At 44.5% G+C, this 16,062-nt stretch carries 8 protein-coding genes and 1 tRNA gene; 6 read left to right on the top strand and 3 right to left on the bottom strand.

Annotated elements, in window-relative coordinates:
• The first annotated feature begins 412 nt into the window (after positions 1 to 412).
• On the top strand, positions 413 to 4,981 hold the full coding sequence (locus ACVW0P_RS00955) for a DUF3320 domain-containing protein (RefSeq protein ID WP_457130411.1): 4,569 nt from the start codon (positions 413 to 415) through the stop codon (positions 4,979 to 4,981).
• 177 nt (positions 4,982 to 5,158) lie between these two features.
• Here the strand turns inward: ACVW0P_RS00955 and ACVW0P_RS00950 are convergent.
• Positions 5,159 to 5,246, bottom strand: a tRNA-Ser gene (locus tag ACVW0P_RS00950).
• 318 nt (positions 5,247 to 5,564) lie between these two features.
• Between ACVW0P_RS00950 and ACVW0P_RS00945 the strand changes: the two genes are divergently transcribed.
• Both ACVW0P_RS00945 and cdaA read left to right on the top strand, forming a co-directional pair.
• On the top strand, positions 5,565 to 6,536 hold the full coding sequence (locus tag ACVW0P_RS00945; protein WP_457130410.1) for a polyprenyl synthetase family protein: 972 nt from the start codon (positions 5,565 to 5,567) through the stop codon (positions 6,534 to 6,536).
• 121 nt (positions 6,537 to 6,657) lie between these two features.
• The gene (cdaA, locus tag ACVW0P_RS00940) at positions 6,658 to 7,449 is read left to right on the top strand and encodes a diadenylate cyclase CdaA (protein ID WP_354428181.1); all 792 of its coding nucleotides are present in this window, start codon (positions 6,658 to 6,660) and stop codon (positions 7,447 to 7,449) included.
• On the opposite strand, the gene ACVW0P_RS00935 is transcribed toward cdaA, so the two are convergent.
• Both ACVW0P_RS00935 and ACVW0P_RS00930 read right to left on the bottom strand, forming a co-directional pair.
• Complete coding sequence (locus ACVW0P_RS00935) at positions 7,446 to 7,835, bottom strand: hypothetical protein (RefSeq protein ID WP_457130409.1); 390 nt, start codon at positions 7,833 to 7,835, stop codon at positions 7,446 to 7,448. The genes cdaA and ACVW0P_RS00935 overlap by 4 nt on opposite strands.
• A 146-nt stretch (positions 7,836 to 7,981) precedes the next feature.
• Positions 7,982 to 10,471, bottom strand: a complete 2,490-nt coding sequence (locus ACVW0P_RS00930; RefSeq protein ID WP_457130408.1) for a M1 family aminopeptidase — start codon at positions 10,469 to 10,471, stop codon at positions 7,982 to 7,984.
• A gap of 166 nt (positions 10,472 to 10,637) precedes the next feature.
• On the opposite strand from ACVW0P_RS00930, the gene ACVW0P_RS00925 reads away from it, so the two are divergent.
• From ACVW0P_RS00925 to ACVW0P_RS00915, 3 genes are all read left to right on the top strand, one after another.
• Positions 10,638 to 11,963, top strand: a complete 1,326-nt coding sequence (locus tag ACVW0P_RS00925; protein WP_457130407.1) for a Gfo/Idh/MocA family protein — start codon at positions 10,638 to 10,640, stop codon at positions 11,961 to 11,963.
• Between the two features lie 21 nt (positions 11,964 to 11,984).
• Entirely contained in the window at positions 11,985 to 13,361 is a 1,377-nt protein-coding gene (locus ACVW0P_RS00920; protein ID WP_457130406.1) for a 3-keto-disaccharide hydrolase, read from the top strand.
• 274 nt (positions 13,362 to 13,635) lie between these two features.
• Positions 13,636 to 16,038 (top strand): ABC transporter permease, encoded by a 2,403-nt coding sequence (locus ACVW0P_RS00915; RefSeq protein WP_457130405.1) that lies wholly within the window; start codon positions 13,636 to 13,638, stop codon positions 16,036 to 16,038.
• The last annotated feature ends 24 nt before the right edge of the window (positions 16,039 to 16,062 follow it).

Genomic DNA, 16,062 nt, shown 5'->3' with positions numbered 1-16,062 from the left:
AGTTAAGGTTCCACCTGCCGGATATTAAGTAATGACAAAAGCAAGAATGGGATTGATGGCAAAATTAAAATCGTTAAGGACAAATAATAGTCGACTTAATCCGGTGACGGACTTATGGCGATATTTAACCCTTTAAAATATTAAAGGCACCTTCTAATAATTGCTGTATGATATATTTTAGTTAAATACAATCCTATCAATATATTAAATTAAACATGAGCGGGCTGGATTTAAACAGTTTTCGATAGTTGTTGTATTACAGGGTTTTGTATTTTACCGTTAAGTACAGGTCTATAATAGGTCACTTGAGGGGAATTATAAACTGTTTTCTCTAAACTGGACCAATTTTGACAACCATTTCTGTACATGGTACTGGTTCCTAAAATCAACAAGGTTTTATTAGCTTTGGGTTATGCAGGAAACTATACAGTCCCGGTTAGAATCTTCCAGAAAAGAATTGCTGGACCTGGGTCTTAGAAACCCTTTACTCAACTTTAAGATCACAAAAGGTAAAGGTGTTCATATTGTTGATGAAAAAGCGGAGTTTATTTATGATATCCTGGTAAGGCAGCAAAAGTCGATGACCTTCTTGTCACTAAAAGAGGGTGAGAGTTTCCCGGAAGGCGAAACTAAATACCAGGACACCAAATTGCAGACCGATGAGGATGAGCAAAAACTGCAAAGCCGTTTATTAAATACTTATTATTTTGCCCGTACCAGTATCGAGGAGCAGGGTGTGAACCTTTTGTATATTGCCTTGGGGATGTTGCGTTGGTATGATGCGGGAGATAGCGAAACAATGCGTTCGGCGCCATTGGTTCTGGTGCCTGTAAGCCTGGAACGGTCAAGCGCACAAGAAAGGTTTCGCCTGAGATATACTGGTAGTGAGATCGGTGCCAACCTGTCTTTGCAGGCCAAAATGAAAAGCGACTTCAACCTCACCATTCCAGATATGCCGGAAACGGAGGAGTTTGTTTTTAACGACTATATTAACGAGATCCGGTCGCACACAACCAAACAGACTAATTGGTCAATTGATGCGGATGCTGTGGAACTGAGCTTTTTCTCTTTTGGGAAGTTTTTGATTTATAATGATCTGCATACCGGCAAGTGGCCTGCAACGGCCAAACCTGAAAATCATCCAAACATAACAGCGCTGCTTGAAAGAGGGTTCCATGAAGATGTACTGGAGGATGAGCATGACCTGGATGCGGATACTAAAGCCAATGATCTGTTCCGCGTGGTTGATGCCGACAGTTCACAACTGATGGCAATGCTTGCAGTACAGGATGGTGGTAACTTGGTTATCCAGGGCCCGCCCGGCACGGGTAAATCGCAAACGATTACCAATATAATAGCTAACGCTGTAGGGCATGGAAAAAAAGTTTTGTTTGTCGCTGAGAAGATGGCAGCGCTTGACGTGGTAAAACGCCGGTTGGATAATATTGACCTGGGCATGGCCTGTTTAGAATTGCATAGCCATAAAACCAACAAGCGAGATGTATTACAGGAGATAAGGCGGGTAATGGAACTGGGTAAACCTCAAACAGCGAAACTGGAACTGGAGATCCAAATGCTGGAAATTTATCGCGTTGAGTTGAATGACTACTGCCGGGCAATAAACCATCAACTTGCCGGAAGTGGATTAAGCGCGCAGCAGGTGATCGGTTTTTTGTTAAAGATTGACGAAAAGGCGAAAAACCGCAACCTGGTTAAACTCCCGATTGACAACATTACGAGCTGGAACGCGGAGAAGATACGGCTGGCAGAAGAGTGGGCTGACCGTGTCCAGGCCAGGGTAAAAGATACCGGTGCCCCGGCTGATCTGGTTTTTTACGGTAGTAAACTGATGCTGGTATTACTACACGACAAAGGCACCATTTTACAGCGGATGGAAGCTGCCCTTCGCTCAATTTCTGAATTGCACTTGCTACTAAAAGGCATTCAAGAAAAAACAGGGTTTCCGTTGCCTGCCGACGCTGCTAAATTGCCCGCACTGGAGAGTTTGCTAAAAAAAGCTGCCGAATCACCTGATTTGAGCGGGTTCAAAATAGAGGATCCCGCCTGGCAAACCAAAACTGAAGTTATTAAAGAACTTATTGCTACGGGAGAAGAACTAGAAAGCTTGTATCGCAATTATAAGGAAACATTTGTCGCCGAAGCATGGTCGCAGGATATCCTGGAGATCCGGCGCAACATTGTTACTTACGGCGATAAATGGTACCGAAACTTAAATGGTAATTACCGCAAAAGCAAGCAACAATTAGCAGCATTACTTAAGGTAATCTTGCCTGATGAAGCTGGCGAAAAACTAAGGTTGGTGGATGCAATTTCAGAGGCAAGGCGGCTGGAAAATTTCTTGCAGCAGTTCGATGCTTTTGCAGGCAGTTTATTTGGAAACAGATGGTTAAAACAACGTTCCGACTGGCGTTCGTTACAGTCAGCAGCAACTTACCTTGCAGACGTTAAAGACACGGCTCTGTTGCGGTACTTAAGCAAACAGGAAGAGCCATCTGCGGCTGCCGGTTACCTCTCGGCCGTACAGAACATGATGAAGATGGTAAACGATCTGAATACGCAAGCATTGGGCGCTTTAGATATCGAGACGTTACCAGCGGTTTATAAAGATCAGGAAGAAACGTGGAAACACCGGGTTGAACATTTTGCAGAACTGCAATTGGTGATAGACTGGAACCAGTTGTGCGCACAGGCTGACAAGGATGGATTTGGGTTTCTGACGCAGGCCGCTATTGCCTGGCAAGAAGCAGGCGATCTGCTCAAGATCAGCCTGCAAAAAACGTGGTATGAGTATTTGATTGGGGAGGCTTTTAAAAGAAGTCCGGAAATATCCAGGTTTGAGCGGGCAAGCCATGAAGAGGTTATCGGCAAATTTAAAAAGCTGGACCAGGTAAACCTGTATTATAACCGGGCAAGAGTAGCCCTTAAACACTGGGAGGAACTGCCCAAAGGCAATGCGGGTGGGCAGGTGAATATCCTTAAAACAGAATTTAATAAAAAGGCCCGGCATATGCCTATTCGTAAACTGGTAGAAGAGGCAGGCAAGGCCATGCAGGCTATTAAACCTGTATGGATGATGAGCCCCATGTCCATAGCCAATTATTTGCCTCCTGGGGCGATTGATTTTGACCTCGTTATATTTGATGAGGCTAGCCAGGTTAGGCCGGTGGATGCTATAGGTGCAATTGCGCGTGGGAAGCAACTTATAGTCGTTGGGGATACCCGGCAATTACCGCCAACCAGTTTTTTTGACAAGCTCAATACAGATATTGACGAAGAAGAAAATGTAACCGCAGATATGCAAAGCATCTTAGGGATGTGCGACGGACAGGGTGCCCCAACACGGATGCTGAAATGGCATTATCGGAGCCAGCATGAATCGCTTATTACCCTATCTAATCATGAGTTTTATGAAGATAAACTGGTGATCTTCCCCAGCCCGGGTTCAAGGCAAAATTTAGGTCTACGCTTCCACCATTTGCCGGATGCTGTTTATGACCGGGGTAAAACAAGGACCAATCCGCTGGAAGCGCAGACTGTAGCCAAGGCCGTTATTGAACATGCCGCCAAATATCCGGCGCAAAGCCTTGGTGTGGTAGCTTTTAGTACGGCCCAAGCCCAGGCAATACAAGCCGCACTGGAAATTGAGCGTAAAGCCAGCCCTGGTACGGAGAGCTTTTTTAACGGTAAGCCGGAAGAGCCATTTTTCATTAAGAACTTGGAGAATGTTCAAGGCGATGAGCGGGATGTGATCATGATCAGTATTGGTTACGGCCGTACAGAAGAAGGTAAAGTGCCGATGAATTTTGGCCCGCTGAATAACGAAGGCGGCGAGCGCAGATTAAATGTATTGATCACTCGTGCAAAAATGCGCTGCGAAGTATTTACCAATATCACTTCGGAAGATATAAAAGTAAGCGAATCGGCCCGTTTTGGCATCCGGGCACTAAAAAGCTTCCTTTATTTTGCGCAGTACGCCAAATTTGATAAGCCCGATACCATTGTTTCTAATGAGATCAGGCCGTTCGAGGAAGAGGTTGCAGCACAGCTTACTGAGGCAGGGCACATTGTTCGCAGTAAGGTTGGTTCACCCGGTTTTTATTTAGATCTGGCCGTTGTCGATCCGGAAAACCCGGGTCGTTATCTAATCGGTCTTATCTGCGATGGGCAAGCCTATGATAGTGCAGCTTCTGCTACCGACCGTGATCGCCTGCGTTCGCAGGTGCTGGAACTTTTTGGCTGGAACCTATATCAGGTATGGAGTGCCGACTGGTACCGTAACCCTTCCCGTGAATTAACCAGGTTATTAGCTGCTGTTGAGCAAGCGAAACAAGTTACAGAGATCATTGATAAAGAAAACGAAGCCTGGCAGCAGGAGGTAAGCCGTGAAACAGTAGCAGATACCAACATATCTACAGATGAATACCGGTTAGCAGATATCCATATCGAACACATTCGGGAAGAGTTCCAACTATATACTTTTGCGGAGCTGGGTGACTGGATAAGTGAAGTTGTACAAGTGGAAAGCCCGGTACATTTTGACGAAATGGCTAAACGAATTACTGATGCCGGGGGAATTGCTAAAGTAGGGTCCCGGATCCGCTATACGCTAACCCAAGCTTTGGAGCAGGCAAAAGATGAGAATAAAGTGGTTGTCCGGGGTGAGTTTTTGTGGCAACCGGAAATGCAGGTAGCTACAGTACGAGACAGGAGTAAGTTGCCAGCGGCGTATCGGAAATTAGCCTTGATTGCACCTGAAGAAATTTACGAGGCAATACGTCAGGTCGTAGGCAGCGCCATTGCGATCACCGAGCAGGAAGCGATTCCGCTGGTTGCAAAAATGTTGGGTTTCTCACGGGTGACGGATGAAATGCGGCAACAGCTTTCGGAAGCTATAGGCAAAACCATACAGGCAGACATATTGACTTTTGAGGGAATTAATTTAAAGATCGGTTACGTGTAATCAAGATGTTCACTCACTTAAACTATTGTATTACAGTAATTTATAAGCTTTCTGGTGATCTGGCGGTCTCTACATGCAATAGGTCACCAGAAGGATGCGATTATTGAACAATTCGGATAGGTCTTAAAACAAAAACGCCTTAAATACATCATTTAAGGCGTTTTTGAATATTATAGGCGGAGAAGGAGGGATTCGAACCCTCGATACCCTTTTGAGGTATACACACTTTCCAGGCGTGCTCTTTCGACCACTCAGACACTTCTCCGTATCTATTAAATTCCTTAGTAAAATTGGTGCTTCTGGAAAAAGACACTTCTTTGTTTTTTTTAAGGATTGCAAATGTAAAAATAAACCCCAATAAAAAAGCGGAACCTTTTGGGTCCCGCTTTTAAAACGAAAACTTTAACTCACAAAAACTAAACTTATATGCAGTTATTACTAACTATTATAATAGAGCGTAAAACCGAGTAAAGGTTTAATGGGCGTAAAAGTATTTGTGGTTTACGCATATATATCTTTTAAAGCTTATGTTTGCTGCGGATTGCCAGGTAAGGTAATTGCATAAAAAGCGTGTTTTGTTTCAATGCTGAACATCAACGAAATTAAAAAACCTATTGCTGCGGAAATTGATGTTTTTGAAGAGAAGTTCAAAACTTCTATGCAAAGCTCTGTGCCTTTGCTTGATCGTATTACCCACTACATCGTAAAGCGTAAAGGCAAGCAGATCAGGCCCATGTTCGTGTTCTTTTCGGCAACCCTTTGCGGGGGCATAAACGACTCTACCCACCGCGGGGCAGCCCTTGTTGAATTGCTGCATACCGCCACCCTGGTGCACGATGATGTGGTTGATAATTCTTACCAGCGCCGTGGTTTTTTCTCTATCAACGCATTATGGAAAAATAAGATAGCCGTTTTAGTGGGCGATTACCTGCTAAGCAAAGGGCTTTTATTATCTATAGATAACGGCGACTTTAAACTGCTTAAAATAGTATCTGAAGCGGTTAAACAAATGAGCGAGGGCGAATTGCTGCAGATAGAAAAAGTGCGCCGTATGGACATCAGCGAAACGGTTTACTACGAGGTTATCCGCCAGAAAACGGCATCTCTTATCGCATCTTGCTGTGCCTGTGGTGCGGCATCTGCAAATGCAGATGAGGAGACCATCGAAAAAATGCGACTTTTCGGCGAGAAGATAGGCATCGCGTTCCAGATCAAAGATGATATGTTTGATTTTGGTACCGATGATGTAGGTAAACCGCTTGGCATCGATATTAAAGAAAAGAAAGTTACGCTCCCGCTCATCTACGCGCTTAATAATAGTGATAGCAGCGACAAAAAGCGCATGATCCAACTGGTGAAAAACCATAACGACGACCCTAAAAAGATAACAGAGATAATCAACTTTGTTAAACAAAAAGGCGGACTGGAATATGCTGAGACCCAAATGAAGAAATACCAGGACGAAGCCTTTGCTATCCTAAATACCTTCCCCGAGGGCGAAGCAAAAACCGGCCTTGAGCAATTGGTACGCTTTACTACCGAGCGCAGTAAATAAAAAGCCTCTCCGCTGGCGAGGGAGTAATTACATTTCTAACAGTGAAAAGTAAATGTCCTGTACGTTCGAGAGATTTACGCGAGGCAAATAAATCTTTCCTAAAACTTGTTAACTTCGTAACATGCCTTCGTTTGATTTCAGTAGCTTAAAAATAACGCCGTTTGCCATATTGGATGTGTTGCTGTTAGCGATAATTATTTATCAGCTATATAATCTTATCAGGGGTACCATCGCGGCAAATATTTTTATTGGGTTAGCCATCATATACGCGCTGTACTTTATAGTGCCCGAAAGCCGGATGCCCTTACTGGCAGGCATCCTTAAAAAGGTAGCCGATGTAGGTATTATAGCCGTTATAGTGTTGTTTCAACAAGAGATCCGCAGGTTTTTATTGTTGATGGGCAAGAATGCATCCTTGCAGCGTAACAAGGCCTGGTGGCGCTATTTCTTTGGCAAGGCCGAAACTGAGAAGAACAATTACGCCCGTATCAAACCTATTATTGATGCCTGCAAAAGTATGAAGCAAACCCGTACCGGGGCGCTTATCGTTTTTGCTAAATATTACGACGAACAGTTTTATCAAAACAGTTGTGAGGTATTGGATGCAAGGATATCGAAACGGGTGCTCGAAAGTATCTTTCAAAAAAACAGTCCGCTGCATGACGGGGCAGTGGTGATATCAGAAAACAAAATCAAATCGGCCAGTTGTATCTTGCCCGTTACCGAAAAATCTGACCTGCCTGCCCAGTTTGGGTTGCGCCACCGTGCCGGTATAGGTGTTACCGAGGCTAACGATGCCACAGCTATTATTGTATCCGAAGAAACGGGCGAGATCTCGTACGCCAAACAAGGCCGTATAAAAATGGATATCAGCTTCGCCGAACTGGAGAAACTACTTAATAAAGATTTTTAGTTAGAGACAGGCGTAGCTAAAGTAACCCTTTTTGCTTTCGTCATATCCTTACCCGCCACAGGCATATTAGAATAACCCTCCAAAACCACAACAGGCATTTTAGATGTATTATTCAAGTTGAGGATAGGCATCTTATATCCTTCAACAGCAATAAGAAAAGGCTTCTGGTTTTCAAGCCTAAGTTTGCTCAAATCAATATCTTCCTGATTAAAAAACTTGTCATTAGATAACGCCGGAGGATTAGTACGCCATGTGCTGTCCGTTTTAAAGGGCTGGAATAATTTACCGCCAAAGGTAGTATCAAATGGCGCGGGCGTTGTTGCCTTTTGAGCAATTAGCCGGCCTGCGCAAAAAAACAGGGCTATAAATAGTAATGATTTTTTCATAACAGTTTTTGTTAGCACTAAGTTAGCAAATTGTACGCCCATTATAAAAACCGGCAAATGTTAAATAATATTATTTAACATTTGATTATAAGCACAAAAAAAGCCGCCCCGAAACGGGGCGGCTTTTCAATTATATTTACCCTGAATTATTCGGGTTTATTCAGTTCGATAGTGGCTTTATCAATAGCAGCAACTGTTACTGTATCGTTTAGCTTGGCGCGGTCGGCTTTTATGCCGGTTAATATACCCACCACTTGCGGGGCAACACCGTATTTTTTGTATTTCATACCAAAATCAATCATGGCGTTTGTACCTTTTAAAGCTTGTTCGTTGCTTTTGACACGGCCGGTAAAATCAGCAAATTTTTTCATGATGTTAAACTGGGTTTGTGGCTGGCCTTCGGTAAAGGCCTTATAAACGTAATCGTATTGGGCATCGGTACCGCTGGTGGCATACACGTTCAGAATAGCCTGGGTCAATGCACCTTCGCTGTCTTTCTCGTAGGTTTTAGCCAGGGTCAAAGCAGCAGCAGGGTTTAACAAACCAAGCGCAGTTAAGGCCGAACCTTGTACCGCGTATGATTGGCTCTTCAATGCATCTTTAAACAAGTTTGTATTGCCCGATGCTTTTAGCTTACCTAAAACCGTAATTGCAGCAGCCCTAACCAATGTGTTTGGATCTGTTTGTGCCAGTTTGATCAATACCGGTTGTGCGGAGTTACGTACATCATCATTGGTCATATCCGCGCCGCGGATGGCTTTGATCTGTAACTCGTAGTATTTATCGTTTAATGCAGCAATAACCACTTTACGTGCACCTGCATTGCTCTGTTGTTTAACAGCAGCAGTGATAGCCTCAGAACGGTCTAAGTATAAAGGCGCGTTAAAGTACTGGAAGGTAAACTCATCTATAGATTTACTATCCGTCTTTTTAACCAACAGCATTTTATCACCGTCTACATTTACCAGGCTTGGTTTTGTAGCCGAGTGGAATACCAAACTATCAGCTTTATTACGGATCCAGAATTTGCGGCGGTCCATTTTACCACCTGCGTAAACATCAATAGCAATTGGTAAAATAAACGCGTTACCATCTTGTGTTTGGTTCATATAAACCGTTTGCGTTTTGGTAGCGTCATCCCATTTGTAGGTGATGTTCAAGATAGGGTGCCCTGCGCCAAAGTACCATTGGTTAAAAAACCAGTTCATATCGCGGCCGCTTGCTTCTTCCATCGCTAAACGCAGTTGGTGTGCTTCGCCGTTTTTAAACGCGTTTGTTTTTAAGTAGATGTTTAGGCCTTTGTAAAATGCGGCATTGCCAAGATAGTTGCGCATCATGTATAAAATGCTGCCACCTTTTTGGTAAGTAACGGCATCAAATACTTCCTCTTTGTCCTTGTAATGGAAACGAACCAGGTCCTTAGTTTTAAGGTTTGGCTGGCTCAGGTAGTTCTGCCTGTCATCGTTAATGTGGGCATCACCTGCATCTTTACCGTATTTGTGCTCGGCCCAAATAGTTTCGCTAAAATCAGCGAATGATTCGTTAACGGTTAGGTTGCTCCAACTTTCGGCAGTAACATAATCACCAAACCACTGGTGGAACAATTCGTGTACGATAGTGCTGCGGCCCTGGCTGTAGTAAGCATCAATAAGCTCGCGTTTGGTAGCTTGTACATATTCGCCGTGCAGGGTAGCACTGGTGTTTTCCATCGCGCCGCTCACGTAATCGCGTACTACAATTTGCGAATATTTATTCCACGGGTAATCAACACCCAAAGTTTTCGAATAAAAATCGATCACCTCTGGTGTAAAACCGAATATGTCCCTTGCGTAAGGTGCGTATTTAGGCTCCAGATAGTAGCTAACTTCTTTGCCTTTCCACGTATCTTTTGTGATCTTGAAATCACCAACAGCCATCATAAACAAGTACGGCGAATGTGGCAATTCCTGTTTCCAGGTATCGGTACGGGTACCATCGGCATTAACTTTTTGCGAAGCTAAACGGCCGTTTGATAGCGTAACGTATTTAGCCGGAACGGTCATCACTATCTCGTCGGTAGTTTTTTGGTTGGGCTTATCAATAGTAGGGAACCATGCAGATGAACTTTGGGTTTCGCCCTGCGTCCAGATCTGGGTTGGCTTATCTTTTTCGGTACCATCCGGGTTTATAAAGTATAAACCTTTGGCATCGGTTATAGCCGCGCTGCCCTGTGCTTTAAGCAGGTTTGGTTTTGAAGTGTAATCGATGTAAACGGTATAAGTTTCGTTGTTACGGTAAACCCTGTCCAACCGGATGTTGATAGTAAGGCTATCGTAAGTAAATTTAAGCGGGGTATTTTTGCCGGCGTTAACAATAGATACGTTTTTGATATCCATACCCTGCGCATCTAAACGAAGCGAGTCGGTTGGGTAAAAGTGTGGTTTTAAGGTTGCCCACTCTTTACCATACATAAAACGTTTTTTGTAATCGAAACGCACATCAAGTTTTGTGTGCACCAGGTCGTTATATTTCGGCGTGGTTTCGCGGTAGATACTTAGGGCCGGGTCTGCTGCAGGGGCCGCAGTTTGCGCTACGGCAGTGCTTAGTGCACAAGCGCTGATACTACCGATAAGTACGGCAGCGTAAAGAGTTTTCATATATTTTAGTTTGATTGATATGCATGCATAATAAAAGCTAAAATATTAGTTTTTATTTGATTTAAGACTGCTAAATAATATTAATGTTACAGGGAGATTAATATTAAACTCCTAAATTAGCCGTTACCAATTATTGCGCTAATACATCACCAAATACCTATTTGTTATGCAACGCAGAAAATTTATTCAGAACGTGGCTGTTACAGGCACCAGTTTATTAATAGGCTCTAACTTGGCTGTGGCCGGCATTTATAAAGGATCGCCCGCAAAAAAAGTAGTGTTAGGGGTTATGGGCGTTAACAGCCGGGGTGCTTTTCTTGCCTCAAAACTTGCCGCTTTAGCCGATGTGGAAATAGGCTATATATGCGATGTAGATAGCAATGCCATGAACAAATGCATTGCTGATATTGAAAAGATAACCGGCAAAAAACCGCAAGGCATAACCGATGTGCGCAAGCTTTTAGAGAAAAGAGATCTTGACGCACTGGTAATTGCCGCCCCCGATCATTGGCACGCCCCGGCAACCATACTGGCTTGCCAGGCGGGTAAACATGTGTATGTAGAAAAACCCTGCAGCCATAACCCGCACGAGGGTGAGATGGCAATAGCGGCTGCCGCTAAATATAACCGACTGGTACAAATGGGCAGTCAGCGCCGCTCATTTGATAATGTGCAAAAGATGGTGAACGAGCTGCATAGCGGTATTATTGGCCGTGCTTATTTTGCACGTGGCTGGTACGTAAACAACCGCAAAAGCATTGGCATTGGTAAACAAGTGCCTGTGCCTGCAAATTTAAATTACGATTTGTGGCAAGGCTATGCCCCACGCAGGCCTTATGTAGATAACCTGATCCATTACAACTGGCACTGGCATTGGAACTGGGGCACCGGCGAGGCTCTTAATAACGGCACGCACGAAATTGACGTGATGCGCTGGGGTTTGGGTGTCGATTTCCCCGACAAGATAACATCATCTGGCGGGCGTTTTGCTTTTAAGGATGATTGGGAAACCCCCGATACGCAGACGATATTAGCTAACTTTCTTAATAACACCGCGCTATCCTGGGAAGGACGCAGCTGTAATGGTTTTAACTCCGAAGGGGTTGGCCGCGGCGTAGTCTTTTATGGCGATCACGGCACCATCAACTATGGTGGCGGCAATGGCTACCAGGTGTATGATTATGATAACAAACTGGTGAAAGAGATAAAGGACGAAACGCCGGTGGATGCAACAAACAAGGTAAGCCCTACTGAAATGCTGGACCGAGTGCACCTCCAAAATTTTGTGAATGCTATCCGTGGGGATGAAAAACTGAACCAGACCATCATCAACGGGCACCGCTCTACCCTGATACCGCAGTTGGGCAATATTGCCCAAAGGGTGGGCAGGGTGCTAAACCTCGACCCGACCAACGGACATATTCTGCAGGATGCCGATGCCACCAAACTTTGGGGCCGCGAGTACGAACCGGGATGGAATTTAAAAGTTTAACACATCAGCCTGATATACATTATGAAGAACCTGAAAACTTACCTACTGGCGATTGCAATTGCTGCCGGCATGCAAAATGCATCAGCACAAACTAAAGCCGGCTATACCAATTTGTTTAACGGCAAAAACCTTAACGGCTGGAAAATACTTGCCGGCAAAGCCGAATACAAGGTAGAGAATGGCGGCATTACCGGTACGGCGGTGCTGAATAGCGGCAACACCTTTTTAGTTACCGAAAAGCAGTACGGCGATTTTATTTTAGAGCTGGATGCCAAAACAGAAAGCACGCTCACCAACTCGGGCATACAAACACGCAGCCACTATAACCCCGCCGGGCACGAAGGTAAAGGCCTGGTCTACGGCCGCCAATGCGAGATAGACCCAAGCGACCGCAAATGGACGGGTGGCATCTACGACGAAGGTCGCCGCGACTGGCTGTACCCAATGGAGTTAAACGCCAAAGCACAATCTGCATGGAAAAACGGGCAGTTCAATCATATAAAAATTGAATGTATCGGCAACACCACTAAAACCTGGATAAACGGCATTGCTACTGCTTACGTGATAGATACCGTAGATACCAAGGGATTCATCGGGTTGCAGGTGCATGCCATTGATAACGAGAAGCAAGCCGGTAAAAAGATCTATTTCAAAAACATCCGGATAAAAATCACTAATCTTAAACCGCAGCCATTTGCTAAAGATGTTTATGTGGTTAATCTACAGCAAAACATACTTTCTACTTACGAAAAACACGATGGTTGGAAGCTACTGTTTGATGGCAAAACCAATACAGGCTGGCACAGTGCCTCGTCAGCTACATTCCCGGTTAAGGGATGGAAGGTGGAGGATGGTATGCTCTCAGTTATCGGCGCTAATGGGGGCGAGGCTACCAACGGCGGCGATATAATCAGTGATGGACAGTACAGCGCTTTTGATATGTCGTTCGAATTTAGGATGAGCAGGGGGGCTAACAGCGGGGTTAAATATTTTGTTACACTCGACGGGAAAACGCAAGGCTCGGCCATTGGGTTGGAGTATCAGGTTTTGGATGATGCCGTACACCCCGATGCCAAACTGGGCAGGGACGGCAACCGTACCTTAGCATCTTTATATGACCTTATTCAAGCCAAAAAACAGCCGCGGTTCGTCCATTCGATAGGGGCATGGAATATTGGCCGTATAGTGGTATCGCCCAACAACCACGTTACCCATTACCTCAACGGAATTAAGGTATTGGAGTATGATCGTGGCTCAAAAGAATACCGTGACGTGGTAGCACTAAGCAAATACAAGATCTGGAAAGATTTCGGTGAAGCCAAAGAAGGCCATATCTTACTGCAGGATCACGGCTTTGATGTGAACTACAGAAATGTGAAGATTAAGGAGTTGAAATAAATGTCAGTCCGAGCTTGTCGAATGCCTTTCACTCGAACGGTTCGACAAGCTCATCATGAACCGGGCTTGTTATTTCGATCCGTCCCGCATCAGTTAACCTATTCATTACTACGTTTATAACCGAACACTTAACCGTCCGTTTACGAACGCTTGGCTATCCTCCTGTGGTTTTAAGTATCTAACTATCAATAGTTTATTAAATTGGCACGTATGTTATAATATACTTGCGTAGCAAGCTTGCTTGCTACGGTTTGCCAACTAAACTATTACTATAATGTTAAAAAATTATCTGAAAATATCGTGGCGCAACCTTACTAAAAACAAGGTGCATACATTTATCAACGTAACCGGCCTTTCGGTCGGGATGGCAGTTGCTATGTTGATAGGCCTCTGGATCTGGGATGAGTTGCAGTACGATAAGAACTTTGATAACCATGCTAAGATAGTACAGGTATGGCAGCACCAAACCTTTAACGGTAAGGTAGGCAGCCAGATAGCTATGCCTATCCCGCTGGGTACGATGCTTAAAAGCGATTATACAGGAAAAGATAAAGATTTTAAATACACCGTAATGTCCAGCTGGAATTACGAACATATACTGGCTCTTGGCGATAAAAAAATAACCCAGCAGGGTAGTTTTATGCAGGCTGATGCGCCCGACATGCTGTCGCTAAAAATGTTGAAAGGTACACGTGCGGGTTTATCAGACCCATCATCTATCCTCCTGTCAGAAAAAGTTGCGAAAATTATTTTTGGTAACGACGACCCGTTGAACAAAACCTTGAAGCTCGATAATAAACAACTGGTTAAGGTTACAGGTGTGTACGAAAATATGCCGCATAACAGCTCCTTTAACGAACTGACGATCATCCTGCCGTGGGACCTGTACGTTTCGTCGCAAGATTGGGTCCAGCGTGCGTTAACACGTTGGGGAAACAACTCGTTCCAGATCTTCGGGCAGCTAAATGATAATTCCGATATAGAGAAAGTAAACGCACGTATAAAAGGCCTTAAAGAGAAAAATATCGCCCTTGCCGGCGACAAGGTTGGCGCATCGTTTAAACCTGTTGTGTTTTTACACCCTATGGATAAATGGCACCTGCACAGCGAATTTAAAGATGGTTTAAATACAGGTGGAGCTATCCAGTTTGTTTGGATGTTTGGTATCATTGGCACGTTTGTATTATTGCTGGCCTGTATCAATTTTATGAACCTTAGTACCGCCCGGTCAGAGAAGCGGGCGAAGGAAGTGGGAATCCGTAAAACGGTAGGCTCGTTACGCAGCCAGTTGATCGCCCAGTTCTTCAGCGAGTCGTTGATGGTGGTGGCGTTCGCGTTCATCTTATCAATAGTATTGGTGTTACTGATACTACCGTGGTTTAACCAGGTTGCTGATAAAACAATGGGCGTGCTTTGGGCAAACCCTATGTTCTGGCTGCTGGGCTTAGGCTTTAGCTTGCTTACCGGGATTATTGCAGGGAGTTACCCTGCATTTTATCTTTCGTCCTTTCAACCCGTCAAGGTGTTAAAAGGCACATTTAAAGCAGGCCGTTTTGCCGCGCTGCCGCGTAAGATATTAGTGGTGCTGCAATTCACCGTTTCGGTTACGCTGATTATTGGTACTATAGTGGTTTTTCTGCAAGTGCAGCACACCAAGAACCGGGCGGTTGGGTATGATCGTGCAGGTGTTGTGCAGATCAACATGAAATCGGACGATATTCACAAAAACTTTACCGCTGTACGTAACGATCTGCTGCAAAGCGGCACCATCGAAGAAATGGCAGAATCGGGCAGCCCGCTTACCGATGTTTACTCTAACAACAGCGGTTTAAACTGGCGCGGCAAAGCGCCAGATCTGCAGGACGATTTTGCCACCATTCGCTTAACCCACGGCTACGGGAAAGTTGCTAAATGGAAAATATTGGAAGGCCGCGATTTTTCTACCGCTTTTGTAAGCGATAGCACAGCCATGATCGTTAACGAAGCGGCGGCTAAGTTCATGAACTTTAAACACCCCGTGGGTGAGATAGTAGGGTGGGACACAAAATTTAAAATAATTGGTGTAGTAAAGGATATGGTGATGTCGTCGCCTTATGAGCCCGTTAAACCCAGCATTTATTTCTTGAGTAACAGGTTAGAGGGCATGGCACTTATCCGCATCAAACCAAACGTAAGCACACGCGATGCCCTGGCTAAAATAGAAAGCGTATTTAAACAATATGACCCGGGCAGTCCCTTTGATTATAAGTTTGTAGACGACGAGTATAATAAAAAATTCGCTAACGAAGAGCGTGTGGGCAAACTGGCAGGCTTTTTTACCCTGCTTGCCATTTTTATCAGCTGTATGGGCTTGTTTGGCATGGCATCGTTCATGGCCGAGCAGCGCATTAAAGAGATAGGGGTGCGCAAAGTATTGGGTGCATCTGTATTTAACCTTTGGCGTTTAATGTCTACAGATTTTATTATCCTGGTGAGTATCGCTTTGCTGATAGCCATCCCAACCGCTTATTACTTTATGCACGGCTGGCTGCAGGATTATAAATACCGAACCGAACTTTCCTGGTGGATCTTCGCCCTTACCGCGGTGGGCGCAATTGGTATAACCATTTTAACGGTGAGCTACCAAAGTATAAAAGCAGCGCTTACCAACCCGGTAAAAAGTTTAAAAACGGAGTAAACGGATTTAAATAAAATAGCTAAC

It is taken from the genome of Mucilaginibacter sp. UYNi724 (assembly GCF_054057495.1).
The sequence above is the reverse complement of the archived record's forward strand: the minus strand, read 5'-3'. Positions and strand labels throughout refer to the sequence as shown.

What these genes read in the sequence shown, in the direction of transcription:
- ACVW0P_RS00920 (WP_457130406.1), top strand. Translation starts at nt 11,985, where the DNA reads ATGAAGAACCTGAAAACTTACCTACTGGCGATTGCAATTGCTGCCGGC.
- cdaA (WP_354428181.1), top strand. Translation starts at nt 6,658, where the DNA reads ATGCCTTCGTTTGATTTCAGTAGCTTAAAAATAACGCCGTTTGCCATA.
- ACVW0P_RS00955 (WP_457130411.1), top strand. Translation starts at nt 413, where the DNA reads ATGCAGGAAACTATACAGTCCCGGTTAGAATCTTCCAGAAAAGAATTG.
- ACVW0P_RS00935 (WP_457130409.1), bottom strand. Translation starts at nt 7,835, where the DNA reads ATGAAAAAATCATTACTATTTATAGCCCTGTTTTTTTGCGCAGGCCGG.
- ACVW0P_RS00915 (WP_457130405.1), top strand. Translation starts at nt 13,636, where the DNA reads ATGTTAAAAAATTATCTGAAAATATCGTGGCGCAACCTTACTAAAAAC.
- ACVW0P_RS00925 (WP_457130407.1), top strand. Translation starts at nt 10,638, where the DNA reads ATGCAACGCAGAAAATTTATTCAGAACGTGGCTGTTACAGGCACCAGT.
- ACVW0P_RS00930 (WP_457130408.1), bottom strand. Translation starts at nt 10,471, where the DNA reads ATGAAAACTCTTTACGCTGCCGTACTTATCGGTAGTATCAGCGCTTGT.
- ACVW0P_RS00945 (WP_457130410.1), top strand. Translation starts at nt 5,565, where the DNA reads ATGCTGAACATCAACGAAATTAAAAAACCTATTGCTGCGGAAATTGAT.